The organism is Kitasatospora phosalacinea (genome assembly GCF_030268885.1).
Lineage (GTDB): Bacteria > Actinomycetota > Actinomycetes > Streptomycetales > Streptomycetaceae > Kitasatospora > Kitasatospora phosalacinea_C.
Genome location: NZ_BSSA01000001.1, coordinates 206,228 through 231,959 on the forward strand (window position 1 = coordinate 206,228; position 25,732 = coordinate 231,959).

Genomic DNA, 25,732 nt, shown 5'->3' on the forward strand with positions numbered 1-25,732 from the left:
AGGCTTCCCCCATGCTCCTGTACGCCCTCGCGCTCCTCTTCCTCCTGCTGTTCGGCGTCGGCGTGCTGCGCGACCGGCGGCGCTTCGGCAACGCCGTCTGCCTCGGACTCGCCGTCGCCCTGTTCGCCCTCGCCCTGCTCGGCACCCTCCACCGGGCCGACTCGGCCGCCGCCGAGACCGTCCTGGTCGTCGTGGTGCTCGTCCCCGCGCTGGGCAGCGTGGTGCTGGCCGGGCTGCTCGTCGCCAACGGCCTCAAGATGCTCCGCAAGGAGGGCCGCAGCCTCGGCAACCTGCTCGCCCTGCTGTGCGGACTCGGCATCCTGGCCGTCATCGCCCTGCTGCTGGCCGCGACCCGGGCCGACTCCGAGGCGCTGGTGGTGGTCGCCCGGACCGTCTTCGTGCTCGCCTGCTACCTCTCCTTCCTGTTCGCCTGCTTCGTCGGCTACGCCTACCTCTACGGCCGCCTCACCCCCCGCGAGGACGTCGACTACGTGGTCGTCCTCGGCACCGGCCTGCTCGACGGCAGCCGCGTCCCGCCGCTGCTCGCCAGCCGCCTGGAGCGCGGCCGCCGCCTGTACGACCGGCAGGTCGACCGCGGCCGCTCCCCGCTGCTGCTGGCCTCCGGCGGCAAGGGCTCCGACGAGCAGCTCCCCGAGGCCCAGGCGATGGCCGACTACCTGGTCGAACGCGGCTTCCCCGCCGACCGGATCGTCCGCGAGGACCGCTCCCGCACCACCGAGGAGAACCTCCGCTTCAGCCACGCGATCATGGCCGCCGCCGACCCCGACTACCGCTGCGTCGTCGTCACCAACAACTTCCACGCCTTCCGCGCCGCCGTCTTCGCCCGCCGCGAGGGCGTCCGCGGCCACGTCGTCGGCTCGCCCACCGCCGCGTACTTCTGGCCCAGCGCCACCATCCGCGAGTTCGTCGCCGTGCTCGTCATCTACCGCTGGGCCAACCTCGCGGTGGGCGCGCTGCTGGTGCTGGAGTCGCTGAGCCTCTGAACCGCCGACCCCGATCGCTCCTTAGCGCCGTTGCGGTGAGGACGAGTCCCGCCGTGAACGACGAGTGCACGGTCGTCACTCCTATAGTTGCCGCCATGCAGTTGGACCTGAACCTGCTCACCGCCCTGGACGCGCTGCTGGAAGAGGGCAGCGTGGCCGGGGCCGCGGAGCGGCTCCACGTCACCGCGCCGGCGATGAGCCGCTCGCTGGGCCGCATCCGCAAGGCCACCGGTGACCAGATCCTGGTGCGCACCGGACGCCACATGACGCCCACCCCTCGCGCGCTGGCCATGCGCACCGAGGTCCACGTCCTGGTGCAGCAGGCCCACCAGTTGCTGTCCTCCCGCACGGACCTCGACCTGGCGGGCCTGGAGCGGGTGTTCACCGTGCGCCTGCACGACGCCCTCACCACCGCCTGCGGGAGCGCCCTCGTCGCCGCGGTCCGCCGCCAGGCCCCGAAGGTGAGGATCCGCCTCACGGTCGAGCCCGGCCACGACACCCCCGAGCTGCGCCGCGGTGAGGTCGACGTGGCCTCCAGCGCCGGACCGCCGCTCCAGCCCGACATCCGTCACCGCCTCATCGGCCGGGACCGGATCATCCTCGCCGTCCGGGCGGGGCATCCGCTCACCGAAGGGCCGCTGACCGTCGAGCGGTACGCGGCGGCCGACCACGTGACCGTCTCCCGGCGCGGAAGCCTGCGCGACCGGGTCGACGACGTCGTGGCCGCCCTCGGGCACGAGCGCCGCGTCGTCGTCTCCGCCCCCGCGACGGACACCGCCCTGCAGCTCGCCCGGGACGCCGACGTCGTGGTCACCCTCCCCGACGCGGTCACCCGCTCCGCCCGCGAGCAGCTGGGTCTGACCACGCTGCCGCTGCCGTTCGACCTGCCGCCCGTGCCCCTCCACCTGCTCTGGCACCAGCGCTACGACGACGACCCGGCCCACACCTGGCTGCTCGACCTGGCGACCCACACCCTCCAGGGCCTGTTCACCGCGCCGGACGCCTCCGACCAGTAGCGTCCCGCCCGGGCGACGGGCCCGGCGACGCCGGATGCCGGACGGTCCGACCCGGTGACCCCTCTCCCCGGCAGCTCGCCGGGTGCGGCGAGGGGGCGGCAATTTCAATTGCGCGAGAGTCATTCCAGGCGTGCGTTACATGCACTTGAGGTTAATGACCGGCTCTTCTACCTTCGAAATGCAGGCGCGAAGGGAACACGGTTTCGCCGGTCCGCCTGACCACCCCCTCCTCAGACGGGAGCACCACCATGTCCGAAACCCTCCGGGCGACTGAAGTCGCCGCGCCCGCCGGCCCCGCGTCCGACACCGACCTGCTCGCGCGGACCGCCGACGCCGTGCGCGCGGCGGGTGCCGTGCTGCGGGAGCGGTTCGGCGACGTGGTCGCCCACCGCACCCGCGAGGAGCTGATGAGCGCGCTCGCCGCCAACGACGAAGCGGCCCTCGACATCCTGCGCCCCGCCCTCACGGGGCTGCGCCCGAACGCCGGCTGGGTGGAGGACGAGTTGGACGGCGGGGCGCTGCCGTCCGGCGAGTGGTGGGTCGTGGACCCGGCGGAGGGCAACGTCAACCACCTGCACGCCCTGCCGGAGTGGGCGGTGACCGCCACTCTCGTCCGCGACAACCGGCCGGTGCTCACCGCGGTCCACCTGCCGCTGACCGGTGAGACCTACACCGCGCTCACCGGCGCCGGCGCCCACCTCGACGGCCGGCCCCTGCACGTCTCCCCGACCACGGACCTCGGCCTGGGCCTGGTGGCCACCAGCCAGGCCCGGCCGGACGAGGACGAGGAGGTCGTGCGGCGCATCGGCTCCTCCATCACCGCGATGCTCTCCGACGCGCTCGTGGTGCGCACCTCCGTGCCCGCGACCCTGCACCTGTTGAACGTGGCGGCCGGCCGGATCGACGCCTTCTGGCAGTTCGCCGGCGCCCGCGCGGACCTGCTGCCCGGTGCGCTGCTCGTCACCGAGGCCGGCGGACGGATCACCGACGCCGAGGGCCGCCCCTGGACCCCGCAGAGCGACGGCTTCCTGGCCGCCGCGCCCGGCGTCCACACCCAGGCCGTCGCCACGCTCTCCCGCTGACCGGCCGTCACAGACCGCACCCCACGGAAGGAACAGCACGACATGACCACGATCGCAGTCCTCGGGAACGGCCGCGTCGGCGGCAACCTCGCCCAGGCCCTCACCCGCGCGGGCCACCACGTCACCGCGGTGGACCGCGCGCCGGGCGCCGCCGCCGACGCCGCCAGGTCGGCACGGATCGTCATCAACGCCACCCCGGGCGCCGGATCCCTGGAACGCCTCGCGGACCTGCGGACCGAACTGGCCGGCAAGATCCTCGTCGACGTCTCCAACGCGACCCTCGACGGACCGGACGGGCTGCCCGCCGACCTGATCTACCCCGGTTCGAGCCTGGCCGAGCAACTCCAGGAAGCACTCCCCGGAACGCGCGTCGTCAAGACCCTCAACACGATGCTCTTTCCCGTGATGACCGCGCCCGCCGCCCTCGCCCGGACGCCGACCGCCTTCCTCTCCGGCGACGACCCGCACGCCAAGCAGACCGTCCGCGAACTGCTCGCCGACCTCGGCTGGCAGCAGGAGTGGATCACGGACCTCGGCGGGATCGAGACCGCCCGCGCCACGGAGGCCGCGGTCCTGTTCGTCCCGCACGTCATCCGGACCAGCGGATTCACGCCCTTCGCCCTCTCGATCAGCCGCTGAGGGCCCGGGGCGGTTCCGCCGGAGGACGGCGACCGCGCGGTGCCGGGCGGCGGGACGTGAACACGCGGATATCCGGACACCACACCGCCTGATCACCCCGACGGGCCGTCGATCCCGCTCCGCACCCCGGAGAGCCCCTCGTCGGCCTTGCGCAGCTCCAGCATCGACACCGGCAGCCACGGGCCGCCGTACCAGTACGCCGGGCCCAGGTCGCGGACGGTGCCCGTGCCCAGGTGGGCGGCGTAGCGGCGGACCATCGGGGTGATGTCGGCGAGCAGCAGCCGGCCGCCCGGGCGCAGGACGCGCAGGGCCTCGTCCACGGCGCGCAGACGGGCCGGCGCCGTGGGGATGTTGTGGATCACCAGGGCGGAGGTGACCAGGTCGAAGTCCCCGTCGGGGAAGGGCAGTTCGGTGATGTCGGCGGTGTGCACCTCGATCCGGTCCCGGACGCCCGCCGCGGTGGCGTTGGCCAGGGTCGCGGCCGGGGTGTTGCCGCTCTGGTCCTTCGTCGCCCACAGGTCCACCCCGACCGCCCGGCCGCGCGGCAGCCGCCGGGCCGCGCCGATCAGCACCGCGCCGCGGCCGCAGCCCAGATCCAGCAGCCGTTCGTCGCCGCGCAGCTGCAGGGCGTCCAACTCGCGCTCCCAGACCCGGAGTTTGCCGTGCAGCGTGGTGTGCAGGTACATCCCCGCCTGCACCAGCAGCCCCGCCCCCAGCGCGGCCACCGCCGTCCGGCCGCGGAAGGGGCGGGCGGCGGCCGCGAGCGTGCAGGCCGCACCGAGGGCGGAGGTCGAGGCGACGAAACCGGGCGCGTCGACGCCGTACCGGGACAGGGCGGTGAACAGGTTCTCGGTCATGCCCGCAGTCTCGCGGTGCGGGCCGGGCCGGGTCTTGGACGAATGTTCCGCGGGGGTGCGTCAACCGTGCAGGTAGCCGGGGGCCGACCAGGCGACCCCGTCCACCGACAGCCACGGCTCGCGGGCCACCGCGGACGGCGTCAGCCCGGCGAAGTCCGCGACCTCCCGGTGCAGGTGCGACTGGTCCGCGTAGCCCGCCTCCGCCGCGACGGCCGCCGGGTGGCCGCCCGCCGCCAGGCGGTGCACCGCGTGGTCGAAGCGCACCAGCCGGGCCGCCTGCTTCGGGGCCAGCCCCACCTGCGCCCGGAACCGCGACCACAGCCGCTTCCGGCTCCACCCCACCTCCGCCGCCAGTGCGTCCACCCGCGACGTGCCGTGCGAACGCGCCAACTCTCCCCACACGTAAGCCACTTCCCGATCCACCGGACGGCCCTCCGTGCGGCGGGCGGCCAGGGCCCGGGCCACCAGGGCGAAGCGCTCCTCCCAGTCGGCCGCCGCCCGCAGCCGTTCCTCCAGCCGGACGGCGTCCCGGCCCCACACCTCGTCCAGCCCGGTCAGCGGGCCGCCCTCCACCGCGAAACCCCCCAGCACCGCGTGCGCCACCACCGGCGACAGGCGCACCTGTAGGCACTGCACGTCCCGTCCGCCGCCCCGCAGGCCGCCCCCGGACAGCCCGACCACCGCGCTGCCGCGCACGCCCCGCCCGCCGTCCGCGACCACCAGCGGCTCCGTCCCCAGGTCGATCGCCAAGGTCACCGCCGGGAACGGCACCACCCCCAGGTCCGCCGCGCCCCGCGCCCGGAACCCGGCCATCGCCACCCCGGGCAGCCGCCGGGACGGCGACGGCGTCGCGATCTCCCACAGCGCCGAGGGCGCGAGCGGCTGCATGACTCCCAGGGTAGGCAGGCACGGGGGGACGGACCAGGGGCCCGGAGGGCGCGTCTTCAGGGGCTCGGGGAACTGTCGGGCACACGGGCATGCACCTCAGGGGCCCGGGGAACGGCGGGCTCGGGGCTGCTGCGGGTGCACTGCCGTTGCGTGCGGTGGCTTCGGGTTCTGTTCGGGCGGCCCGAAGCAGCACGGACACATCGATGGGCTCCGGCCGGCAGCAGCTCGGACTCGCCGTTCCCCGAGCCCCTGACGGGGCTCTCCGGCGGGGCTCTCTGACGGGGCTCTCCGGTGGGGCGCTGCCTATGCGCGGAGGGCGGCCGCCGCTGCGCCGATCAGGCCCGCGTCGGGGCCGAAGCGGGCGGGGTGGAGGTGGAGGCCGCGGGTGAAGGGGAGACCGGCGTAGTGGGTGAGGTGGCGGGCGAGGGGGTCGAAGAGGAGCGGGCCGGACTGGGCGACGCCGCCGCCGATCACGACGGCCTGGAGGTCGACCAGGGCGGCGGTGCCCGCGATCGCGGCGGCCAGGGCCCGGGCGGCGAGGTCGAAGGCGGTCAGGGCGGCACCGTCGCCGGTGCGGGCGGAGTCGGCCACGGCGCGGGCGGTGAGCGGGCCGCCCTCGGTGGGGCGCCAGCCGGCCGCGCGGGCGTGGCGGACGATCGCGGGGCCGCTGGCCAGCCCCTCCAGGCAGCCGCGTCCGCCGCAGGGGCAGGGGTCGCCGTCCCACTGGACGCTGACGTGGCCGATGTGCCCGGCGTTGCCGCTCGGACCCGGGCGCACCCGGCCGTCGAGGACCAGACCGCCGCCGACGCCGGTGGACACCACCATGCACAGCGCGTCGCGGTACCCGGCGGCGGCGCCCAGCCAGTGTTCGGCCTCGGCGAGCGCCACCCCGTCGCCGAGCAGGTGCACCGGCAGCGCGCCCCGCTCCGCGAGCCGTTCCGCGATGCGCCGCACCAGCGGGAAGTCGCGCCAGGAGGGGATGTTGACCGGGGAGACCGTGCCCGCCGCGGCGTCGACCGGTCCCGCGCTGCCCACGCCCACCGCCGTGACGCCGGGCCAGGCCGGGTGCCCGGCCAGGTCGTCCAGCACTCGGGCGACGCCCGCGAACACCGCCCCGGCGTCCCCGTCCGCGGCCGTCGGGCACTCGGCACGGGCCAGCAGCTCGCCGTCGCCGGTGACGATCGCACCGGCGGTCTTCGTCCCGCCCAGGTCGACGGCGGCCACCAGGGGGGAGGGGGACGACGGGGGCGGAACGGCGGCCATGGCGCAGAGCTCCTGACATGTCCGACTCGGGGTGACTTGTCGGACTGATCAGGCTACCGGAAGCCGCAGGTCGGCGGCCTGGTGCGGGCCGGGGGCCGACGGCTGCGGCCCGGGGCGGGGCGGGCCGGGGTGGTGGTGTCCGGTCCTACCGGGAGTCCGGCCGCCGGCCGCGGCGGCGGGGGTCGAGCGCGTCGCGCAGGGCGTGCAGGTCGGTGATGGTGACCTGTTCGGCGAAGCGGGCCAGGAGGCGGCGCAGGCTCCGCTCGTCCCGGTCGCGGACGGCTTCGGCGAGGGCGGTCACCAGCGAGGTCCGCTCCTGCGGGTCGGATGCGTGCCCCTGACCTGCCGCCTTCGGCTCTTCCACCGGTCGTCGCCCTCTCGTCCGTGCTGCTGCTCGTGGCCCCGGCCGGGTTCCGGCGCGCCCGTCCCGTCGTGTCCTGCGGAGCGCAGACTACCTCCCTGTCGAACACCGGAAAATCTATCGTGGCTGGAGTAGACATTGGCCGATCGCGGAGTTAGCGTTTCTCTCGTAAGCGCAGTGAAGAGATGGCCCGGCAGACACGAACTGCCGGGAGGAGTTGAGAAGTTCGCAGGTCGGCACGGTTGTGGGGTCCTGAAGCCAGCGTGTGTGCAGTGAGGCGACAGGGCCGACGACCGGGCCGGGCGGCCCGCAGTGATCAGGGGCTGCCGTCGAGCAGTACCGGCAGTACCAGCAGTTCGCAGTACCAGTACACGCAGAGGAAGAACGGAGGGACAGAGCGCCATCAGGATCGCCCGGCCCGTGATGCCTTTCACCCGGGCGGACACCGCAGACCCCCTTTGAGCACGAGGACGGTGGTTTCCGGTCACGCATACGCGATCCCCGCAGGTCCCCTCCCCCGGGGCGGTGCGGAACAAGGAACCCGGCCCAGGCCGGTAGATGGTGTTGTTTCCCCTTCGGGGCCCCGGAGCCGCCACGGCGCCGGGGCCCCTCGACGCGTTCTCCGGAACCAAGAGAGGTGCAGTGACTCCGACGACCGACAAGCCCCACACCCCGGACCCAGGCAGTTCGTTCGACGACGACGACTACCCCGCGTACACCATGGGCCGTGCCGCCGAGATGACCGGCACCACCCCCGGCTTCCTGCGCTCCCTCGGCGACCAGGGCCTCATCACCCCGCTGCGCTCCGAGGGCGGCCACCGCCGGTACTCCCGCTACCAGTTGCGGATCGCGATGCGCGCCCGCGACCTCGTCGACCAGGGCACCTCCATCGACGCGGCCTGCCGCATCATCATCCTCGAGGACCAGCTCGAAGAGGCCCTGCGCATCAACGAGCAGCTGCGCAGCCGTCAGGCGGGCCCGGAGTCCGCCACCGGCACCTGACCCCGCACCCGCCGCCCCGCCGGACGGGCCCGCGGTGGGCGCCGCCCGCTCACCGCGCCCGGCCCGCCGGGCGGATCAGCGGGCTGCGGCGGCCAGGGTCGCGGCGGCGGTGCGACCGGCGGCCAAGGCGTGCGGGACGGTGGTGGGAAGGCAGCGGGCCGCCTCGGGGGAGTAGGCGGTGAGGACCAGGCCCGCGTGGTCGGTGGGGAGTTCGCGGTGGGTGACGGGGTGGGCGCGGGCGAGCAGGGCGGCGTGCAGGTCGCGGGTGCGGGCGGCGGGTACGACGGTGTCGGCGGTGCCGTGCAGCAGGTGGACGGGGACGTCGCGGGCGGCGGCGCGCAGGTCGTCGAGCGGGACGGTGCCGGTGCTCGCCGCGGGAGTGCCGTACGAGCCCGCCAGGGCCACCACCGCGTGCGGGCGCACCCCGTCGAACGCGGCCGGGTTGAGCGCGGCGGCGACGGCGGCCCGGGCGCCCGCCGACCAGCCCGCCAGGACGAGCGGGGCGGGCCCGGCCAGGTCGCGGGCGAAGGCGGCCGAGGCCAGCAGGTGGGCCCGGCCGCCGTCGTCCGCGTCGGAGCGCCAGTCCGGGACGACGACCAGCACGCCGAGCGCGGCGGCGGCCCGGGCCAGTGGAGCCAGCACCTCGCGCTCGTCGGGGCCGCGGCCGTGCCAGAGCAGCACGACGGGCAGCGGGCCGTCCGGGCCGTCCGGGAGGTTCGGGCGGTGGACGTCGACGGGCTTGCGCCCGGGACCGTGGACGAGGGTGGTCGTGGTGACGGCGGGGGCGGTGGGCGGGGTCACGGGGTGAAGGATGCCAGGCCGCCGACCCGGACGGCGGTCAGGGTGGCGCGCAGGCGGCGGTAGGCGGGGGCGTCGAAGCGGCCGGCCCTGGGGTGGAGGACGGTGGCGGCGGAGAGGGCGACCGCGTCGGGCAGGACGGCGGGCCAGCCCGCGTTGCCGGAGAGGCCCGCGGCGAGGGCGGCGACCACGGAGTCGCCCGCCCCGGTGGGGTTGCCGGCGACGGCGGCGGGCGGGGTGCAGCGCCAGGCGCCCTGGCGGTCGACGGCGAGCAGCCCGTCGGGGCCGAGCGAGGCGAGCACCGACTCGGCGCCGCGGCGGATCAGCACCCGGGCGGCGTCCCGGGGGTCGGGCAGGCCGGTGGCGGCGGTGAGTTCGGCGGCGTTCGGCTTGATCACGGTGGGGCGGGCGGGGAGTGCCGAGAGCAGTGCCGGGCCGTCCGCGTCGAGCACCACGGGTAGGTGGAACTGCCGTCCGAGGGCGGCGAGTTGGCCGTAGCCGTCGACGGGTGCGCCGGGCGGCAGGCTGCCGGACAGGACCAGGACGGCGGCCTGCGGCAACTGCCGGGCGGTCTCGCCGAGCAGGGCGTCCCACTCGGCGGCGGTCAGCACCGGGCCGGGTTCGTTGAGCACGGTGGCGTCGGCGCCGTCCGAGACGGTGACGGTGCGCCGGGTGTCGCCGCCGACCGGCACCTCGACGTGGTCGAGCCCGGCGGCGGCCAGGTCGGCGCGGACCGTCTCCCCGGTGGGCCCGCCGAGCGGCAGGACGCAGCGCACCGGCCGCCCCAGCGCGGCGAGCACCCGGGCCACGTTGACGCCCTTGCCGCCCGCCTGGGCGGCCACGTCGGCGACCCGGTGGCTGGTGTGCGGGCGGAAGCCGGGGACGGCGTAGGTGACGTCCAGCGCCGGATTCGGTGTGACGGTCAGGATCACGGCGGACGCCCCCCAGGGTGTGCGTCGGAACGGTCATCGGCGGAGATGGATGAGTGAAGCTGCGTGATCATATCGGTTTTCGTGCAGCTTCGAGCACCGATGGGGGATTTGTGGAGGTCCGGGGGGGCGGGGGCGGTGGCGGGCAGCGGAGCGGAAGGGCGCCCAGCAGGACCGGCAGCACGGCCGCCGCCGGAAGGTTCGCCGTCCTGCGGCCGGCGCGACCGCCGTGGCACGGGCGGCGTGCTGCCGGAGTCCGTGTACCGGGGAGGTCAGCTCAAGGACTCCAGGGCGGCGCCCAAGTGGCGCGCCGCGGTGGTGAGTTGGGTGTGGGTCTCGGCGGCGGCGAAGCCTGCCCGGACGCGGGGGGCGGGTTCGGCGGTGAAGTAGTGGGGGCCGGGGGAGAGGACGACGCCGTGGCGCAGGGCGGCGGTGGCGAGGGCGGTCGGGTCGAGGTGGGCGGGCAGCGGCAGCCACAGGTGGAAGCCGCCGCGGGGCGGGGCGGGCGGCAGCAGGGTGGGGGCGTGCCGGGCCAGGGCGCTGGTGAAGAGTCGGCGACGTTCGGCCAACTCCTTTGCCAGCGTGCGCAGGTGGCGCGGCCAGTCGGGGGAGGTGACCAGTTCGAGGGCGGCCTCCTGGAGCGGGCGGGGGACGAAGAAGGAGTCCACCGCCTGGACGGAGCGCAGCCGGGCCAGCGCCGGACCGCGGGCCACCAGCGCGCCCACCCGCAGGCTCGGCGAGGCCGCCTTGGTCAGCGAACGGACGTGCACCACCGTGCCGTCCGGGTCGTCCGCGGCCAGCGGCGGCGGCAGTTCGCCCGCGTCGGCGTGCGCGAGCAGCCGGGCGAAGTCGTCCTCCACCACGAAGGCCCCGGCCCGCTTCGCCGCCGCCAGCACGGCCCGCCGCCGTTCGACGGGCAGGACGGCGCCGGTCGGGTTCTGGAACAGCGGCTGGCAGACGAACAGCCGCGCCCCCGACACCGCGAACGCCTCCGCCAGCCGCTCCGGGATCACCCCGTCCGCGTCCACCGGCACCGGCACCGGCCGCAGCCCCGCCGCCCGGGCGATCGCCAGCAGGCCCGGATAGGTGGGGGACTCGACCAGGACGGGGGCACCGGGCGGCGCCAGCGAACGCAGCGCGCAGGTCAGCGCGCTCTGCCCGCCCGCGGTGACCAGCACCTCCGCCGCCGTCACCCCGCCGCCCAGCTCGCGGGCGAACCAGCCGCGCAGCTCCGGCAGCCCCTCCAGCGGCGGCCGCCCCCACGCACCGGGGCGACGGCCCGCCCGGGCCAGCGCGGCCGCCAGCGCCCGCTCCGGCAGCAGCGAGGCGTGCGGGTAGCCGCTGTTCAGGTCGACCACCTCCGGCGGGGCCATCGCCAGCGCCGCCAGCACTCCCGAGGCGTCCACCACCCGGGCGGGCGGCGCGCCCGCCTCCGCGCTGAGCGCCACCTCCTGCCAGGAGAAGTCGCCCTGTGCGACGGGCGCGGGCCGCGGCTCGGCCCGGAACACCCCCGCGCCCGGCCGGGACACCACCACGCCCTCCGCGACCAGCTCCCGGATCGCCCGCGCCACCGAGACCGGGCTGACCCGGTAGCGCTCCACCAGCTCCCTGCTACTGGGAATGCGCTCCCCGGGCGAGTAGCGCAGCACGGTGGCGCGCAGCGCGTCCGTCAGCTCCTGCACGCTCATCGACGGCCCTTCCGGCGCGCGGGCGGCAACTGCTACCGTCCTGTATGACAGCACAGAATAGCGCTACTGGACTCCGCCCGATAGCGGTCGGACCGCTCGGCGGCACCGCGCAGGCCGCCCTCGGGGTGCTCGCCTTCTCCTTCAGCTTCCCCGCCACCGCCTGGGCCCTGGAGGGCTTCGGCCCCTGGACGGTCACCGGCCTGCGCGGCGTCCTCGCCGCGCTGCTGGCGGGCGCCTGCCTGCTCGCCACCGGCGCCCGCGTCCCGCCCCGCTCCAGCTGGCCCGGCCTGGCGGCCGTCGCGGTGGGCTGCGCGGTCGGCTTCCCGCTGCTGTCCACGCTCGCGCTGCGGCTCTCCTCCACCGCGCACTCCGCGGTGGTGATCGGCCTGCTGCCGCTGGCCACCGCCGCGGTCGGCGCCCTGCGGGCCGGGGCCCGGCCGCCCCGGGCGTTCTGGCTCGCCGCGACCGCCGGGGCGGCCGCCGTGCTGGCCTTCACCGTCCAGCAGAGCGGCGGCGCCGGGCTGACCACCGCCGACCTGTACCTGTTCGGGGCGCTGCTGCTCTGCGCCTTCGGCTACGCGGAGGGCGGGCGGCTGGCCCGCGGCCTGCCCGGCTGGCAGGTGATCGGCTGGGGCGTGGTCGCCGCGCTCCCCGTCAACGTGCTCACGGGCGCGCTCGCCCTCACCGTCGAACCCGTGCACGGGAACTGGCACGGCATCACCGGACTGGCCTACCTGGCCGCGGTCTCCCAGTTCGGCGGCTTCGTGGTCTGGTACCGCGGCATGGCCGCCATCGGCGTCCCGCGAGCCAGCCAACTCCAGCTCGCCCAGCCACTGTTGACGCTCTGCTGGGCCGTCCTGCTGCTCGCCGAGACGCTCCCCGCCACCGCCCTCCCGACCGCCCTCGCCGTCGTTGCCTGCATCGCGGTCACCCAACGCGCGGGGCGGGGGCGGTAGGAGCCGGGTGGGAGGGGCGGCGGTGGCGGACGGGGGCGGGGGTCACTCGGCGATGGCGCAGTACAGGTGCTGGCCGTCCTGCTGGGCGCGGCGGGCCAGGACGCCCAACTGGTGGATCAGGCGCATGAGTTCGATCCGCTCCACGCCCTTGAGCTCGTCGGTGCGGTTCCACTGGCTGGTGAGCTGGGGCAGTCGCTTGCGCTGGACGCCCGCCAGGACGTCGCGGGTCTCGTCGGAGAGCTCGACCACCCACGGGCCGGTCATCCAGGGGTCGTCGAGGTCGACGGCGGTGGCCGGGGCCTCCGGGTGCCAGGGCGCCAGGCCGGTGGGCCACACCGAGCGGTCCGGGCCGTCCTTGACCGGGGAGCCCTCGCCGCGCAGGGCGGCCACCAGGTGGGGGAGCGAGACGGTCGGGTCGACGCCGCGGGCCTGCACCGATTCGAAGACCTCGGCGGGCGGCCGCTGTCCGTGCCTCATCGCCCGCTGCACGGCGGCCTCGTCGGCGGCCCGGAAGTAGTCGGTCCGCAGGTCCATGTCGCACGCTCCCCATCGTTCGGCAAGGCGCCCAGTGCATCACAGTCCGCGCGGCTGCGGGTACCGGGTCGCCGTCCTGTGACCTGCCTCGCACTCGTCAGCGGGGCGTTCCACCAGGGAAGTTCGGGTACTAGCTTTCGGTCGTGAGTCCTGTGCCGACCGCCGGGCGGAACCCCGCGAACCGTCCGGGCCCGGCGAACCGTCCGAGGCCGCGGAGCCGCCCGAGGCCGCTGCGCGTGCTGCTGGGGGCGTCCGTGCTGGCCAACACCGGGGACGGGGTGCTGCGCACGGGCCTGCTGCTGGTGGTGGCGCACCTGACCGGGTCGGTGGACGCCTCCTCGCTGGTGATGGCGGTGACCACGGTGCCGTGGCTGCTGTTCGGCATCCCGGCCGGGATGCTCGCCGACCGGGCCAGCCGCAAGGCGTCGATGGTGGCGGCGGACGGGGTGCGGGCGGCGCTGGTCCTCGCGATCGGGGCGGCGGCCTGGGCCGGGGTGCTGTCGTTGCCGCTGCTGCTGGGCCTCGCGTTCCTGGTCGGCGTCGCCGAGACGGTGTTCAACACCAGCAGCGAGACCGTCCTGCCGACCGTGGTGCCCGCGGCGGAACTGACCCGGGCCAATGGGCAGTTGGCCACCACCGTCCGGGTCACCGGCCAGTTCGTCGCCCCCGCGCTGGCCGGCTGGCTGACCGCGCTGGCCGCCCCGGTCACCTTCCTGGTCGCGGGTGCGGGCTACCTCGGCTCGATGTTCCGGCTCACCGCCCTGCCGCGCGACGTCGGCCGCGTCCCGCCGCCGGAGCAGCCGGTGGAGCGGGTGGCGGCGCAGCCGGTGGAGCCGGTGGAGCGGGTGCGGCCGTGGACCGGGCTGGTGTTCCTGGCGCGGCACCGGGCGCTCCGGACGATCACCCTCGCCGGGGTGCTCACGACGCTCGCCAACACGTCCTTCCTGGCGCTGTTCGTGGTGTACGCGACCACCGGCCCGCTGCACCTCGGCGACGCGGGCTACGGGGTGCTGCTCAGCTCGGTCGGCGTCGGCACCGCGGTCGGCTCGCTCACCGCGCACCGGGCCGAACGCCGCTTCGGCAGCGCGCCGGTGCTGTGCGCGACCCGGTTCGGCTGGGGGCTGGTGTTCGTCGCGCCGGTGTTCCTGCGCGGGGTGCCGCTGTTCGCGGCGATGACCGTCGGCAGTTGCCTGGGCGGCATGTGGGGCGTGCTCACCGTGACGCTCCGCCAGCAGCTGACGCCGCCGGAGGTGCGCGGCGCGGTCGGCGGCGCCTACCGCGCGGTGATCATGAGCGCGATGCCGGCCGGGGCGGCCGTCGGCCTGCTGCTGCAGCGCCTGTTGGGCACGCCCGGCACCTTCCTGCTGTTCGGCGCCGCGATGGTGGTGCTGGCCGTCCCGGTGTGGCGGGCGGTCACCGCCGAGCGGGCGGGGACGGGGGCCGGGCCGGGGCCGGAGGAGGAGCGGGCGGGGCGGCACCCCCGCACAAGGAGCCGCGCCGCCCGCTCCGGTCAGTAGGTGCCGGGGACGCCGGCGTCCTTGCAGGCCTTGGCGAACTGCGGGGTGCAGACCTCCTCGGCCTTGTAGAGGCCGCCGTCGATGACCGTCTCGACGACCTTGGCCTTGGTGACGACGATCGGGGTGAGCAGCATCGAGGGGATCTGCAGGCCGTTCGACTCGGTCATGGTGGAGGCGACCGCGGTGATGTCGATGCCCTTCACCAGGTAGACCGCCATGTTGGCGGCCGCGTCGGCCTCCGGCTGGTACGGCTTGTAGATGGTGTACGCCTGCTCGCCGGTGAGGATCCGGCGGACCGCGTCGAGCGAGGCGTCCTGCCCGCCGACCGGCACGTCGTTGCGGCCGGCCTTGTGCAGCTCGTCGATGATCGCGCCAGCCATGCCGTCGTTCGCCGAGTACACGGCCTGGAAGCCGTTCTTGCCGAGCTTGGAGATCGCCTCGTCCATCTTCGCGGCGGCGACCTCCGGCTTCCACTCGCCGGACTGCTCGTACGCGATCCGCTTGACCTTGCCGTCCAGCGACTTGTGGGCGCCGGTCTTGAAGTCGGCGGCGTTGGGGTCGGTCTCGGCGCCGTTGATCATGACGATCTCGGCGTCGGCGGCGCGCTTGCCCAGCGCCTCCAGCAGCGCCTGGCCCTGGAGTTCGCCGGTGCGCTGGTTGTCGAAGGAGATGTAGGCGGCGACGTTCCCGGCGGCCAGCCGGTCGTACGCGATGACCTTGGTGCCCTTGCGGTTGGCCTCCTCGACCCAGGGCGCGGTGACGGAGGCGTTCACCGGGTCGAGCAGGATCACCTTGACGCCGCGGGAGAGGAGCGCGTCGAACTGCTCCTTCTGCACCTTCTCGTCGCCGTCGGCGTTGGCGTAGTCGAGGGTGCACTTGGTGCACATCCCGGTGACGGACGCTTCGATCAGTGGTTTGTCGAACGCCTCGTAGCGGGTGGACGAGGAGCGTTCGGGCAACAGCAGTCCGATGGACTGGTTGCCCGTGGACGACGAGGGCTTGTCGTCCCCGCAGGCGGCGAGCGACAGCGCCATCGACACGGCGGCCGTGCCGATGACGAGTCGACGCGTCATCGAGTTCATGGTGGGTGGTGCCTCCCTGACAGCGCCGTGTCCCTACGGCGAGGTGAAGGGAGTCAAGCCCACCCGTCGTATGTCGTCAAGAAGTAAATCATTGGTTGGGATGATTCGACCAAGTCGTTACCTTCTTGAATGCATAACGGGAGGTTCGCTCACGGAGCGTTCAGCGTTCGTTACGCGCGACCAGGAACACCCCGCCGACCACGATCGCGCCGCCGAGCAGGATCGGCCAGGTCAACGCTTCGGACAGGAACAACCAGCCCAGGAACACCGCGACCACCGGATTGACGTACGCATAGGTGGCCACCAGTGGGAGCGGTGCGCGCTGCAACAGCCAGGCGTAAGACGTGAACGCGACAATGGAGCCGAACAGCACCAGGTACACCAGTCCGCCCCACGAGGCCGCCGACACCGCCCCCGGATCGAAACCGCCCGGCTCGCCGCGGGCGAACGACAGCGCCAGCGCGCCCAGCGAACCCGCCAGCATCTCGTACACGCTCGCCACGAACGGGTCCTCCGGCATCGGCAGCCGACCCGCCAGCACCGAACCCAGCGCCCACACCACCGCCGCGCCCACCACCAGCAGCAGCCCCGACAGGCCCACCTCGCCGGTCAGCCCCGGCGCGGTCAGCACCACCAGGCCCGCCAGGCCCAGCAGCACGCCCGCCAGCGTCGTCCCGCCCGTCCGCGCCCCGAACGCCCGGCGCAGCAGCACCACCCACAGCGGCACGCTCGCCACCATCAGCGCCGCCAGCCCCGACGGCACCGTCCGCTCCGCCAGCACCACCATCCCGTTGCCGCCGACCAGCAGCAGCACGCCCACCAGGAAGGCGGAGCCGAACTGGCGCCGCGTCACCCGCAGCGCGCCCCACCCCTTGCGGACCGCCAGGCCCGCGCCCAGCAGCAGCGTCGCCGCGCCGAAGCGCAGCGCGCCCGACAGCAGCGGCGGCATCGTCTCCACCACCACCCGGATCGCCAGGTAGGTCGACCCCCACACCACGTACACGATGCCCAGCGCCGCCCACACCGCCGCCCCGAGCCCGGCCGGGCGGTCGACGGCGGCGGCCCGCGGTGGTGCCGCCGCGGGAGGACAGGCGGGGTCGGCGTCGGCGGGGGAGTGCGGGGCGGGCGTGGACACGGGTGTCTCCTCTGCTTGGTCCTGACAGGTGGCGTACGGCGGAATGACACCACACTCCCTCCGGCCCTCGACAGCCGGTTGCGCCCCGGCGCGGCACCTACCGGTGAACGCCGCCCGCCGCACGCCGGGCAGGGCCGACCGGATGAACCGGCGCACCACCGCGCCCCCAGCCGCCCCGTCCCGGGCGCGCCGAGTGGTAGGGATGGGGACGGCCCGAGCAGCCGACCGGAGGAGCGGCCGCATGGCGTGGTTCGCCGCCCCCGAGTACCGGCTCGCCCGCGAGCTGTTCCTGCGCCTGCTCGCCCTCGTCTACGCCTGCGGATTCCTCGCCGCCGCCCGGCAGTTCCGCGCCCTGCTCGGCAGCCACGGCATGCTCCCGATCCCGCGCTTCCTGGCCCGCGTCCCGTTCCGCCGCGCCCCCAGCCTGTTCCACTGGCGCTACGGCGACCGCCTCTACGCCGCCCTCGCCCGGACCGGCCTGCTGCTCTCCCTCGCCCTGCTCGCCGGAGCCGCGAACCCGCTGCCGCTCGGTGCGGCGATGGCCCTGTGGGCGCTGCTCTGGGTGCTCTACCTGTCGATCGTCAACACCGGGCAGACCTGGTACGCCTTCGGATGGGAGTCGCTGCTGCTGGAGGCCGGGGCGCTGGCCGTGTTCCTCGGCAACGACCGCGTCGCCCCGCCGCTGCCCCTGCTGTGGCTGCTGCGCTGGCTGCTGTACCGGGTCGAGTTCGGCGCCGGACTGATCAAGTGGCGCGGCGACGCGTGCTGGCGCAAGCTCACCTGCCTCTACCACCACCACGAGACCCAGCCCATGCCCGGACCGCTCAGCTGGTTCTTCCACCACCTGCCCCGGCCCCTGCACAAGGCCGAGGCCGCCGCCAACCACGTCGTCCAACTCGTGGTCCCCTTCGGCCTGTTCCTCCCGCAGCCGATCGCCTCCGGCGCCGCCCTGCTGATGGTCGTCACCCAGCTGTGGCTGATCGCCTCCGGCAACTTCGCCTGGCTCAACTGGCTCACCGTCGCCCTCGCCCTGTCCGTCCTCGACACCGGCACCCTGCGCCACCTCCTGCCGCTGGGCCCCGACCCCGCGTACGGGCCCCCACCCGCCTGGTACCAGGGGACGGTGGCCGCCTACGTGCTGCTGGTGCTCGCCCTGTCCTGGCGGCCGCTGCGCAACCTGCTCTCCCCGCGCCAGCAGATGAACCGCTCCTGGGACCGCCTCCACCTGGTCAACAGCTACGGCGCGTTCGGCTCCGTCAACCGCGACCGGTACGAGGTCGTCATCGAGGGCACCCGCGACGCGCACGGCACGGACGGCTGGCAGGCGTACGAGTTCCACGGCAAGCCCGGCGAACCGCGGCGGCTGCCACGGCAGTTCGCGCCCTACCACCTGCGCCTCGACTGGCTGATGTGGTTCGCCGCGATCTCCCCCTCCTACGCCCGCCCCTGGTTCCTGCCGCTGCTCGCCCGTCTGCTCACCAACGACCCCGACACCCTGCGCCTGCTGCGCCGCAACCCCTTCCCCGACGCCCCGCCCGCCCTCGTCCGCGCCGAACTCCACCACTACCGCTTCACCGACGCCCGCGAACTCCGCGCCACCGGGGCCTGGTGGCACCGCCGCCGCGTCCGCAGCTACCAGCGGCCGGTCGGGATCGGCGAACTGCGCGCGTACCTGCCGCAGGACGAGCGCCGGGCCGAGCGCCGGGCCGAGCGGCGGGACGAGCGTCGCGCCGGGGAGCGGGGCAGGGGCAGGGACCGCGGCGAGGGGCGGAAAGGGCGGGGAGGAGCGTGACGACCCCACCCAACTCCCGGCCCCCACCCGACCGGGGCGTACTGTCGGTGCCGCTCCCTACCGTACGGACCGCGCGGACGGGCCCCGCGCCCCCCGGCAGCGGTCCGCCACGGGCCACCGCGGCCCGGCGGAACCCACGGAGGTCCGGAGCGTGCACGGCTCGAACGCGCACCCGTATTCTGGCCTCCCGCGACGCCACCGCCGCCGCAACCACCCCACCCGCCCCGCAAGTCCCACTGCCCGCCAAACGCCACGAACCGGACTTCACATGACAGTGCGCACCCTGAACGACGCCGACGACGCCGCGTCCGAGACCGCGTCCGCGACGGACGGCGAGACCCGCCAGAGCACCCGTGAGGAACTCGGCCGCTTCGCCGAGCAGGGCGGCTTCGCCCTCACCGCGGACACCAACCCCTGGCTGGAGGCCGCCGAGACCGTCACCGGCCCCGAGGACGCCCGCGCCGCCTCCACCGTCCTCGCCGAACTCCGCAGCCGCGACACCCGTGCCGTCGGCCGGGCCGCCGACGCCATCGCCACCAAGGCCGGCCTCGACATCCCCGACACCCTCGGCGGCCTGACCACCCTGCTCGACCTCCTCCAGCGCGTCCACGCCACCTCCGCGACGCTGCGCACCGAGGCCTACGAGCAGGACCTCGCCGAACTCGCCGCCGCTACCGGCACCGCCGCCTACCGCAAGGAGAACGGCGCCAAGCTCGGCTGGAACCGCCGCCGCCAGCTCCGCGGCCGGGCCCGCGCCCTCGCCGCGGCCGGCACCCGCCCGGGCCGCGCCGAGCTGCACGCCGCCCTGGTCGCCGCCGCAGCCGCCCACCGCGACTGGACCGCCCTCTCCAACGGCACCTCCCGCCCCTCCGTCCCCGTCGACGGAGCCCTCCTCACCGAGACCGCCAACGTCGTCGAGTCCCTCGCCGACGCGGTCCGCTCCCTCGCCCGCCTCCTCCCCGAGCGCGCCCTCGACTCCCTCCCGCTCACCGAGCTCGCCGACCTCGTCGACCGCCTCGCCGCCGACGAAGGCACCCTCTACCGGCTCTCCGCGCTGCGCCAGCTGCGACTGGAACTCGCCGAGCAGGGGCTCACCGAGCTGCTCGGGGAGCTGAAGGAGCGGCAGGCCGACAAGGACGCTGCGCTGGCCGCGTACGACCGGCACGTCGCCGCGAAGGCCGCGCTGGCGGCGGGGCCGCGACAGGGCGACGCGGCGGTGGCGGTCGAGGCCGAGGCTGCTGTGGCTGAGGCTCCGGCTGTTGAGGACGAGGCGGAGGTCGAGGCGGTCGTCGAGGAGGCGGTTGCCGAGGTCGAGGCTGAGGCCGAGGTCGCTGCCGAGGAGCCGGAGGTTGAGGCGGTCGTCGAGGAGACGACTGTTGAGGCTGCTGCGGAGGCGGTGGCGGTCGAGGCTCCGGCTGCCGAGGACGAGCCGGAGGCCGTTGCGGCGCCGGTTGCCGAGGTCGCTGCCGAGGAGTCGGCGCCGGAGGTTGAGGCGGTCGTCGAGGAGACGGCTGCTGAGGTTGCTGCGGTTGCGGTTGAGGCTCCGGTTGCCGAGGAGCCGGAGTCGGCGGACGAGCCGGAGGCTGAGGCAGTCATCGAGGTCGAGGCTGAGGCTCCGGCTGTTGAGGACGAGCCGGAGGCCGTTGCGGCGCCGGTTGCCGAGGTCGCTGCCGAGGAGTCGGCGCCGGAGGTTGAGGCGGTCGTCGAGGCGGAGCCGGAGGCCCTTGCGGTTGAGGCTCCGGCTGCCGAGGAGCCGGAGTCGGCGGACGAGCCGGAGGCCGTTGCGGTTGAGGCGCCGGTTGCCGAGCCGGAGTCGGAGGTTGAGGCGGTCGTCGAGGAGGCGGTTGCCGAGCCGGAGGCCGTGGTGGCTGAGGCCGAGGTTGTTGCTGTGGTTGAGGCCCCGGTGGCCGAGGAGCCGGCTGCTGTCGCGGTGGTGGCGGGGCGGGTGAAGCCGGATCTGGTGCCGGGGAAGCCGATCACCGGGTACTCGGCGGAGGAACTGGTCGCGCTGGTGGGCTGGTTGGACTCGGACGGGGAGGAGCGCAGCGACGACGAGTTGCTGCGGGCGGCGATGAAGGAGCTCGGGTTCGCCCGGCTCGGGCCGCGGATCAAGGAGGCGCTGGGCGCTGCGGTGGCTTCCGTCCGCGCCTGACGCCGCGTCAAGCAGGGCCCTCCCGCCCGTCGTTGTGCTCGGTGCGCAGCGGCGGGCGGGGTCATTTGCCGATGTCCTCGTGCCAGAGGTCGGGGTGGGCGGTGACGAAGTCGGTCATCAGGCGCACGCAGCGCGGGTCGTCGAGCAGGGTGATGCCGGTGCCGTGGGCGGCGAGCCAGTCGTGGCCGCCGGTGAAGGTGGTGGACTCGCCGATGACGACGTGGCCGATGCCGAACTGGCGGACCAGGCCGGAGCAGTACCAGCACGGCGAGAGGGTGGTGACCATCACCGTGTCGCGGTAGCCGCGCAGGCGGCCGGCGGCGCGGAAGGCCGAGGTCTCGGCGTGCACGGACGGGTCGCCGTCCTGGACCCGCCGGTTGTGTCCGCGGCCGAGCAGGCGCCCGTCCCGGTGGAACAGGGCCGCGCCGATCGGGATGCCGCCCTCGGCGAGTCCGGCTTCGGCCTCCGCCACCGCGACGTCCAGCCACGCCCGGGCCCGCTCCACCGTCACCTGACCGTCCATCGGCCACCTCCTCGCCGTTCACTCTTCCCGCCCGTCCGCCGCGTCGCACCCCGCCGCGCCGACGGTGCTCCGGTGGTGAGCGGGCCGGTGCCCGGTGGGTTTGACGTTTCCTTTAAGGTGCGGGGATGCGAGATTTCGGGGCGGGACTGCGGTTCCTGTTCAACGGGCAGCGGTGGGTGGCGCGGCACGGGCGGTGGTGGGGCTTCGGGATGATCCCGGCGCTGATCGCCCTGGTCGGGTACGTGGCCGCGCTGGTGGTGCTGGTCGTGTACGCGGGTGACCTGGCCGAGTGGGCCACGCCGTTCGCGGACGGGTGGAGCGAGCTGTGGCGGGACGCGGTGCGGACGGTCGTCGCGGTGGTGGCGGTCGGCGCGGGCGGGCTGCTGGCGATGCTGACGTTCACGATGGTGACGCTGCTGATCGGCGAGCCGTTCTACGAGTCGCTGTCGGCGAAGGTCGAGGCCACCGAGGGCGGCGGCCCGCCGGAGCCGGACGTGCCGCTCTGGCGGGAGCTGTGGGTGGCGGCGCGGGACAGCCTCGCGGTGCTGCTGCGGGCCGCGGCGTTCGGGATCGTGCTGTTCCTGTGCGGGTTCGTCCCGGTGGTGGGGCAGACCGTGGTCCCGGTGCTGGCGGTGTGCGTGTCCGGGTTCTACCTGACCGTCGAGCTGACCGGCACGCCGCTGCAGAAGCGCGGCCTGTCGCAGAAGGAGCGGCTGCGGCTGCTGCGCTCCCGGCTGCCGATGACGCTCGGCTTCGGGACCGGCCTGACGCTGCTGTTCCTCGTCCCGGGCGTGACGGTGCTGGCGATGCCCGGCGCGGTGGCCGGTGCGACGCTGCTGGCGCGGGAGGTCTCCCCGTACGAGGTGGAGGACGAGGACGGCGAGGACGGCGACGGGGGCGAGGGCGACCAGCAGGATCCGCACCCGTACCAGGACCCCCGCCAGGGCGGGAACCCGTACCAGCAGGGCCCGTACGGCAAGCCGCCCGGCCCGAACCCGTACGCCGTCGACCCGCAGGCCGGATAATCGAACCCACTACCGAACGCCACGGGGATTTGACGTAGCGTCACCGGCTGCGCGATAACGTCCCCATGGCCGTACCCGTACCCGTGGACGCCGCCCCGCGCGGCATCGATCTCGGCGACCCCGCGTTCTGGCGGCTGCCGGAGGAGGCGCGCGTCGTGGCGTTCGCCCGGCTGCGCGAGCGGTCCGGCCCGGTGGGGTTCACCGACCGGGCGACGGGGCGGCGGTGCTGGGCGCTGGTCCGGCACGCGGACGTGACGGCGGCGAGCCGGGCGCCCGAGGTGTACCTGTCCGGGCCGGGGGTGACCACGCCGGAGCCGGCCCGGTGGGTGCGGGCGGTGTTCGGCGACTCGATGGTCAACCTGGACGACCCCCGGCACGCCGACCTGCGCCGGGTGGTCGGCCGGGCGTTCACGCCGCGGCTGCTCGCCGAGGTCGAGCGGGACGTCCGGGAGACCGCCGTCGAACTGGTCGACCGGCTGGAGCGGGAGCGTCCCACCGACTTCGTCCCCGCCGTCGCGGCCGAACTCCCGTTCCGGGTGATCTGCACGATGATGGGCATCCCGCCCGAGCAGCGCCGGCGCATCCTGGCCCGGATAAACCTCGCCGCCGCCCCGTCCGGGGTGGCCCGCGGCGTGCTGCGGGTGCCCGGGCGGAGCCTGCGGGCGCTGGCCGCGATGCAGCTGACGGTGGCCGCACTGGGCCGCGAGCGCCGTCGCCGTCCGACCGGCGACCTGATCTCCGCCCTGGTCACCGCGGACGTGGACGGCCGCCGCCTGAACTCCCGCGAGCTCGGCGCGTTCTTCTCGCTGCTGCTGGTCGCGGGCGTGGAGACCACCCGCAACGCGCTCGCCCACGGACTGCACCTGCTGACCGTCCACCCCGAGCAGCGGGCCCTGCTGCTCGGCGACCTCGACGCCCACCTGGGCGGCGCGGTCGAGGAGATCGTCCGGTACTCCACGCCGATCGTCCAGTTCCGCCGCACCGTCGCCGTCGACCACCGGCTGTCCGGGATCCGGCTCGCCGCGGGCGACAAGGTGGTGCTGTTCTACGGCTCCGCCAACCGCGACGAGGCGGTCTTCCGCGACCCCGACGCCTTCGACATCACCCGCTCGCCCAACCCCCACCTCGGCTTCGGCGGCGGCGGGCCGCACTTCTGCCTGGGCGCGCACCTGGCCCGCCAGGAGATGCGGGTGCTGCTGCGCGAACTGTTCACCCGCCTCCCGGAGATCCGCTCCACCGCCGCGCCCGAGACCGTCCCGTCCTCCTTCGACCACCGCGTCCGCTCGCTGCCCTTCACGTTCTGACGGCGAGCGGACGCGCGCCGGGTTCAGGACGGGTGGCTGCCCACCGTGTCGTGGATGTCCGCGCCCATCACGCTGTTGGCGCGGGCGCAGTGGGCGCAGCAGAAGAAGCGCCCGGCGACCTCGACGCCGTGGCCGACGATGCGGACGGAGCACTGCTCGCAGCGCGGGGCGAGCTTCTCCATCGCGCACTCGAAACTGTCGAAGACGTAGGTGTCGCCGGTGATCGTCTTGATCTCGAAGGACAGCCAGTAGTCGTTCTGGCACACCACGCAGACCGCCATGTCGGGCTCCTCTCGTCGTACGGGTCCACCGCCGAGTCTCGGGGCGGGACGGGCGGGCGGCAATCGGCGGCGGTCCGAACGGACAGCAGGCGGGCGGTCGGCGGACGGTCGGCGGACAGAACGGGACGAAGGAGGATGAAAAAACGGTGCGCCGTTCGATAATGGTCAGCAGGGTCCGGGGTTCAGCCGAGGAGGCCGAGATGATCATCCGAATCTGGGAGGCGCAGGTCGCCCCGCACCGGGCCGAGGACTTCTGCGCCAGGCTCGCCTCGACCGTGCTGCCCGGCCTCGGCCGGTGGGACGGCTTCCTCGGCGGCGAACTGCTCCGGGCCTGCTCCGACGGCGACCACCGGGTGCAGATGATCACCCGGTGGCGCGACGAGGAGGCCCTGCGGGCGTACGCCGGGCCGATGTGGCGGATCCGGCCGGTCTGGTCCGAGGGCGAGCTGCACGAACTGGAGCACCCGCCGACGGTCGTCCACTTCCACTCGCTGAGCCGGCTCGACCACGCCCCCGAACGGCCCTCCGCCGCGGCCTGAGCGGCACCGGGAGGATCAGCCGAGCGGGATGCCGGTGTCGGCCTTCACCTGCTTCATCGTCAGGTGCGAGTGCACCTGCGCGATGCCCGGCAGCCCGGAGAGCACGTCCGTGACGAAGCGCTCGTACGCGGCCAGGTCGGCCACCGCGACCCGCAGCAGGTAGTCCGGGTCGCCGAACAGGCGGTGCGCCTCCACCACCTCCGGCAGCTCCGCCACCCGGCGCTCGAACTCGCTGACGGTGGCCCGGTCCTCGTGCCGCATCACCACCGTCACGAACGGCTGGAAGCCGCGTCCGACGGCCGCCGGATCGAGCAGCGCCCGGTAGCCGCGGACCACGCCCCGCTCCTCCAGGTGGCGCACCCGGCGCAGGCACGGGGACGGGGTCAGGCCCACCCGCTCGGCCAACTCGGCGTTGCTGATCCGGCCGTCCTGCTGGAGCTCGTGGAGGATTCTGCGGTCGAGGCGGTCCATGGCGCAACATTCTGCCAGAGGGCCGTCTTGACCAGCGAAAACGGGACATCGGCTGCCAAGCGTGGACCGCTAGCGTCCAGGTGCTGAGATTTCCGCCCTCCCGGACCCGAAGGTGCCATGGACCCGCACGCCCTGCTGCTCTTCCTCGGCGTCGACGTGCTGCTGGTCTGCACGCCCGGCCCCGACTGGCTCTACATCGTCGCCCGCGGCCTCGGCCAGGGGCGCCGCACCGCGCTCACCGCCGTCGCCGGCGTCTGCGCCGGGTACGCCGTCCACACCCTGCTCTCCGCCGCCGGACTCGCCGCCGCCCTGCGCGCCGTCCCCGCCCTGCTGCCCGCGCTGCGGCTGGTCGGCGCGGGCTACCTCGCCCTGCTCGCCGTCGGCACCCTGCTCACCCTCCGCCGCGGCGGGAGCGGCCCGGCGCCGACCGCCGCGGGCGGCCCGCAGCCGGGGCTGACGGTGCTGCGGCAGTCGCTGCTGACCGCCCTGCTCAACCCCAAGGGGCTGCTGCTCTACCTGTCGCTCGTCCCGCAGTTCGTCACCCCGGGCGGGAGCCTGCCCGTCGGCGGGCAGGTCGCGGCGCTCGGCGCGGTCAACGTCCTGTGCTGCGCCGCCGTCTACTCGGCCGTCGCCCTGGGGGCGGCCCGCCTCGGCGGGCGGCTCGGGGCGAGCCCGGCCGCGGCGCGACGCCTGTCGGCGGTCTCGGCGGTCCTGCTGCTGGCGGTCGCGGGGGTGACGGCGGCGGCGTAGCGCGCAATCAGGGGCCCGGGGAACGGCGGGCTCGGGGCTGCTGCGGGTTCACTGCCGGTGCGTGCCATCGGCTTCGGGTTCTGTTCCCACGGCCCGAAGCAGCACGGACACCTCGATGGGCTCCGGCCGCCAGCAGCACCGACT

26 protein-coding genes are annotated in these 25,732 nt (G+C 74.8%); 13 read left to right on the plus strand and 13 right to left on the minus strand.

Annotated features, from left to right (window positions below; genetic code table 11):
• The first annotated feature begins 11 nt into the window (after positions 1-11).
• The 4 genes from QSK52_RS00840 (at position 12) to QSK52_RS00855 (ending at position 3,741) form a co-directional block, all read left to right on the plus strand.
• Positions 12-1,004, plus strand: coding sequence for a YdcF family protein (locus tag QSK52_RS00840; RefSeq protein ID WP_285732322.1), 993 nt, complete (start codon positions 12-14; stop codon positions 1,002-1,004).
• Positions 1,005-1,099: 95 nt separating this feature from the next.
• Positions 1,100-2,020 carry a LysR family transcriptional regulator gene (locus QSK52_RS00845; RefSeq protein ID WP_285732323.1) on the plus strand — a complete coding sequence of 307 codons (921 nt, stop codon included), beginning with the start codon at positions 1,100-1,102 and terminating at the stop codon, positions 2,018-2,020.
• Positions 2,021-2,268: 248 nt separating this feature from the next.
• Positions 2,269-3,102: an inositol monophosphatase family protein gene (locus QSK52_RS00850; RefSeq protein WP_285732324.1), complete on the plus strand. Its 834-nt coding sequence runs from the start codon at positions 2,269-2,271 to the stop codon at positions 3,100-3,102.
• Positions 3,103-3,144: 42 nt separating this feature from the next.
• Complete coding sequence (locus QSK52_RS00855; RefSeq protein WP_285732325.1) at positions 3,145-3,741, plus strand: NADPH-dependent F420 reductase; 597 nt, start codon at positions 3,145-3,147, stop codon at positions 3,739-3,741.
• 92 nt (positions 3,742-3,833) lie between these two features.
• Here QSK52_RS00855 and QSK52_RS00860 read toward each other — a convergent pair whose 3' ends face one another.
• The 4 genes from QSK52_RS00860 to QSK52_RS00875 form a co-directional block, all read right to left on the minus strand.
• A complete protein-coding gene (locus QSK52_RS00860; protein WP_285732327.1) occupies positions 3,834-4,598 on the minus strand; it encodes a class I SAM-dependent methyltransferase in 765 nt (254 codons plus the stop codon).
• Between the two features lie 60 nt (positions 4,599-4,658).
• Positions 4,659-5,486, minus strand: coding sequence for a helix-turn-helix domain-containing protein (locus QSK52_RS00865; RefSeq protein ID WP_285732329.1), 828 nt, complete (start codon positions 5,484-5,486; stop codon positions 4,659-4,661).
• 303 nt (positions 5,487-5,789) lie between these two features.
• On the minus strand, positions 5,790-6,749 hold the full coding sequence (locus QSK52_RS00870; protein ID WP_285732331.1) for an ROK family protein: 960 nt from the start codon (positions 6,747-6,749) through the stop codon (positions 5,790-5,792).
• Positions 6,750-6,894: 145 nt separating this feature from the next.
• Entirely contained in the window at positions 6,895-7,113 is a 219-nt protein-coding gene (locus QSK52_RS00875) for a hypothetical protein (protein ID WP_285732333.1), read from the minus strand.
• A gap of 717 nt (positions 7,114-7,830) precedes the next feature.
• On the opposite strand from QSK52_RS00875, the gene QSK52_RS00880 reads away from it, so the two are divergent.
• Positions 7,831-8,112: a MerR family transcriptional regulator gene (locus tag QSK52_RS00880; RefSeq protein ID WP_285733392.1), complete on the plus strand. Its 282-nt coding sequence runs from the start codon at positions 7,831-7,833 to the stop codon at positions 8,110-8,112.
• Positions 8,113-8,187: 75 nt separating this feature from the next.
• Here QSK52_RS00880 and QSK52_RS00885 read toward each other — a convergent pair whose 3' ends face one another.
• The 3 genes from QSK52_RS00885 to QSK52_RS00895 all read right to left on the minus strand — a co-directional run bounded on the left by QSK52_RS00885 (position 8,188) and on the right by QSK52_RS00895 (position 11,527).
• On the minus strand, positions 8,188-8,913 hold the full coding sequence (locus QSK52_RS00885) for an alpha/beta hydrolase family protein (RefSeq protein ID WP_285732336.1): 726 nt from the start codon (positions 8,911-8,913) through the stop codon (positions 8,188-8,190).
• Positions 8,910-9,842 carry a 1-phosphofructokinase family hexose kinase gene (locus tag QSK52_RS00890; RefSeq protein ID WP_285732337.1) on the minus strand — a complete coding sequence of 311 codons (933 nt, stop codon included), beginning with the start codon at positions 9,840-9,842 and terminating at the stop codon, positions 8,910-8,912. The genes QSK52_RS00885 and QSK52_RS00890 overlap by 4 nt, the downstream gene beginning before the upstream one ends.
• A 269-nt stretch (positions 9,843-10,111) precedes the next feature.
• Positions 10,112-11,527: a PLP-dependent aminotransferase family protein gene (locus QSK52_RS00895; protein ID WP_285732340.1), complete on the minus strand. Its 1,416-nt coding sequence runs from the start codon at positions 11,525-11,527 to the stop codon at positions 10,112-10,114.
• Positions 11,528-11,571: 44 nt separating this feature from the next.
• Here QSK52_RS00895 and QSK52_RS00900 point away from each other — a divergent pair, with 44 nt between their 5' ends.
• The gene (locus tag QSK52_RS00900) at positions 11,572-12,483 is read left to right on the plus strand and encodes a DMT family transporter (protein WP_285732342.1); all 912 of its coding nucleotides are present in this window, start codon (positions 11,572-11,574) and stop codon (positions 12,481-12,483) included.
• A gap of 42 nt (positions 12,484-12,525) precedes the next feature.
• Here the strand turns inward: QSK52_RS00900 and QSK52_RS00905 are convergent, their stop codons facing one another.
• Positions 12,526-13,017 (minus strand): hypothetical protein, encoded by a 492-nt coding sequence (locus QSK52_RS00905; protein ID WP_285732344.1) that lies wholly within the window; start codon positions 13,015-13,017, stop codon positions 12,526-12,528.
• A gap of 236 nt (positions 13,018-13,253) precedes the next feature.
• Here QSK52_RS00905 and QSK52_RS00910 point away from each other — a divergent pair, with 236 nt between their 5' ends.
• Entirely contained in the window at positions 13,254-14,534 is a 1,281-nt protein-coding gene (locus QSK52_RS00910; protein ID WP_285732346.1) for an MFS transporter, read from the plus strand.
• On the opposite strand, the gene QSK52_RS00915 is transcribed toward QSK52_RS00910, so the two are convergent.
• Complete coding sequence (locus QSK52_RS00915) at positions 14,528-15,616, minus strand: sugar ABC transporter substrate-binding protein (RefSeq protein ID WP_285732347.1); 1,089 nt, start codon at positions 15,614-15,616, stop codon at positions 14,528-14,530. The two genes, QSK52_RS00910 and QSK52_RS00915, sit on opposite strands and share 7 nt — an antisense overlap.
• A 160-nt stretch (positions 15,617-15,776) precedes the next feature.
• Positions 15,777-16,751, minus strand: coding sequence for an EamA family transporter (locus QSK52_RS00920; protein WP_285732349.1), 975 nt, complete (start codon positions 16,749-16,751; stop codon positions 15,777-15,779).
• Positions 16,752-16,992: 241 nt separating this feature from the next.
• Between QSK52_RS00920 and QSK52_RS00925 the strand changes: the two genes are divergently transcribed.
• Both QSK52_RS00925 and QSK52_RS00930 read left to right on the plus strand, forming a co-directional pair.
• A complete protein-coding gene (locus QSK52_RS00925) occupies positions 16,993-18,543 on the plus strand; it encodes a lipase maturation factor family protein (protein WP_285732351.1) in 1,551 nt (516 codons plus the stop codon).
• Between the two features lie 268 nt (positions 18,544-18,811).
• Positions 18,812-20,695, plus strand: a complete 1,884-nt coding sequence (locus QSK52_RS00930; RefSeq protein WP_285732353.1) for a hypothetical protein — start codon at positions 18,812-18,814, stop codon at positions 20,693-20,695.
• Positions 20,696-20,756: 61 nt separating this feature from the next.
• On the opposite strand, the gene QSK52_RS00935 is transcribed toward QSK52_RS00930, so the two are convergent.
• On the minus strand, positions 20,757-21,218 hold the full coding sequence (locus tag QSK52_RS00935; RefSeq protein ID WP_285732355.1) for a nucleoside deaminase: 462 nt from the start codon (positions 21,216-21,218) through the stop codon (positions 20,757-20,759).
• A gap of 125 nt (positions 21,219-21,343) precedes the next feature.
• Here QSK52_RS00935 and QSK52_RS00940 point away from each other — a divergent pair, with 125 nt between their 5' ends.
• Together QSK52_RS00940 and QSK52_RS00945 are read left to right on the plus strand one after the other, a co-directional pair.
• A complete protein-coding gene (locus tag QSK52_RS00940; RefSeq protein WP_285732357.1) occupies positions 21,344-22,243 on the plus strand; it encodes an EI24 domain-containing protein in 900 nt (299 codons plus the stop codon).
• A gap of 65 nt (positions 22,244-22,308) precedes the next feature.
• Complete coding sequence (locus QSK52_RS00945) at positions 22,309-23,547, plus strand: cytochrome P450 (RefSeq protein WP_285732359.1); 1,239 nt, start codon at positions 22,309-22,311, stop codon at positions 23,545-23,547.
• Positions 23,548-23,570: 23 nt separating this feature from the next.
• On the opposite strand, the gene QSK52_RS00950 is transcribed toward QSK52_RS00945, so the two are convergent.
• Positions 23,571-23,828 (minus strand): Prokaryotic metallothionein, encoded by a 258-nt coding sequence (locus QSK52_RS00950; RefSeq protein WP_285732361.1) that lies wholly within the window; start codon positions 23,826-23,828, stop codon positions 23,571-23,573.
• A 200-nt stretch (positions 23,829-24,028) separates the two neighbouring features.
• On the opposite strand from QSK52_RS00950, the gene QSK52_RS00955 reads away from it, so the two are divergent.
• Positions 24,029-24,367 carry an antibiotic biosynthesis monooxygenase family protein gene (locus QSK52_RS00955; RefSeq protein WP_285732363.1) on the plus strand — a complete coding sequence of 113 codons (339 nt, stop codon included), beginning with the start codon at positions 24,029-24,031 and terminating at the stop codon, positions 24,365-24,367.
• 15 nt (positions 24,368-24,382) lie between these two features.
• Here the strand turns inward: QSK52_RS00955 and QSK52_RS00960 are convergent, their stop codons facing one another.
• Entirely contained in the window at positions 24,383-24,838 is a 456-nt protein-coding gene (locus QSK52_RS00960) for an Lrp/AsnC family transcriptional regulator (RefSeq protein WP_285732366.1), read from the minus strand.
• 117 nt (positions 24,839-24,955) lie between these two features.
• Between QSK52_RS00960 and QSK52_RS00965 the strand changes: the two genes are divergently transcribed.
• Positions 24,956-25,588, plus strand: coding sequence for a LysE family translocator (locus QSK52_RS00965; protein ID WP_285732368.1), 633 nt, complete (start codon positions 24,956-24,958; stop codon positions 25,586-25,588).
• The last annotated feature ends 144 nt before the right edge of the window (positions 25,589-25,732 follow it).

Bases quoted from the DNA above. Each gene is read 5' to 3' on its own strand.
- QSK52_RS00840 (WP_285732322.1), top strand. From the start codon at position 12: ATGCTCCTGTACGCCCTCGCGCTCCTCTTCCTCCTGCTGTTCGGCGTC.
- QSK52_RS00845 (WP_285732323.1), top strand. From the start codon at position 1,100: ATGCAGTTGGACCTGAACCTGCTCACCGCCCTGGACGCGCTGCTGGAA.
- QSK52_RS00850 (WP_285732324.1), top strand. From the start codon at position 2,269: ATGTCCGAAACCCTCCGGGCGACTGAAGTCGCCGCGCCCGCCGGCCCC.
- QSK52_RS00855 (WP_285732325.1), top strand. From the start codon at position 3,145: ATGACCACGATCGCAGTCCTCGGGAACGGCCGCGTCGGCGGCAACCTC.
- QSK52_RS00860 (WP_285732327.1), bottom strand. From the start codon at position 4,598: ATGACCGAGAACCTGTTCACCGCCCTGTCCCGGTACGGCGTCGACGCG.
- QSK52_RS00865 (WP_285732329.1), bottom strand. From the start codon at position 5,486: ATGCAGCCGCTCGCGCCCTCGGCGCTGTGGGAGATCGCGACGCCGTCG.
- QSK52_RS00870 (WP_285732331.1), bottom strand. From the start codon at position 6,749: ATGGCCGCCGTTCCGCCCCCGTCGTCCCCCTCCCCCCTGGTGGCCGCC.
- QSK52_RS00880 (WP_285733392.1), top strand. From the start codon at position 7,831: ATGGGCCGTGCCGCCGAGATGACCGGCACCACCCCCGGCTTCCTGCGC.
- QSK52_RS00895 (WP_285732340.1), bottom strand. From the start codon at position 11,527: ATGAGCGTGCAGGAGCTGACGGACGCGCTGCGCGCCACCGTGCTGCGC.
- QSK52_RS00900 (WP_285732342.1), top strand. From the start codon at position 11,572: ATGACAGCACAGAATAGCGCTACTGGACTCCGCCCGATAGCGGTCGGA.
- QSK52_RS00905 (WP_285732344.1), bottom strand. From the start codon at position 13,017: ATGGACCTGCGGACCGACTACTTCCGGGCCGCCGACGAGGCCGCCGTG.
- QSK52_RS00915 (WP_285732347.1), bottom strand. From the start codon at position 15,616: ATGAACTCGATGACGCGTCGACTCGTCATCGGCACGGCCGCCGTGTCG.
- QSK52_RS00925 (WP_285732351.1), top strand. From the start codon at position 16,993: ATGGCGTGGTTCGCCGCCCCCGAGTACCGGCTCGCCCGCGAGCTGTTC.
- QSK52_RS00930 (WP_285732353.1), top strand. From the start codon at position 18,812: ATGACAGTGCGCACCCTGAACGACGCCGACGACGCCGCGTCCGAGACC.
- QSK52_RS00935 (WP_285732355.1), bottom strand. From the start codon at position 21,218: ATGGACGGTCAGGTGACGGTGGAGCGGGCCCGGGCGTGGCTGGACGTC.
- QSK52_RS00940 (WP_285732357.1), top strand. From the start codon at position 21,344: ATGCGAGATTTCGGGGCGGGACTGCGGTTCCTGTTCAACGGGCAGCGG.
- QSK52_RS00945 (WP_285732359.1), top strand. From the start codon at position 22,309: ATGGCCGTACCCGTACCCGTGGACGCCGCCCCGCGCGGCATCGATCTC.
- QSK52_RS00950 (WP_285732361.1), bottom strand. From the start codon at position 23,828: ATGGCGGTCTGCGTGGTGTGCCAGAACGACTACTGGCTGTCCTTCGAG.
- QSK52_RS00955 (WP_285732363.1), top strand. From the start codon at position 24,029: ATGATCATCCGAATCTGGGAGGCGCAGGTCGCCCCGCACCGGGCCGAG.
- QSK52_RS00960 (WP_285732366.1), bottom strand. From the start codon at position 24,838: ATGGACCGCCTCGACCGCAGAATCCTCCACGAGCTCCAGCAGGACGGC.
- QSK52_RS00965 (WP_285732368.1), top strand. From the start codon at position 24,956: ATGGACCCGCACGCCCTGCTGCTCTTCCTCGGCGTCGACGTGCTGCTG.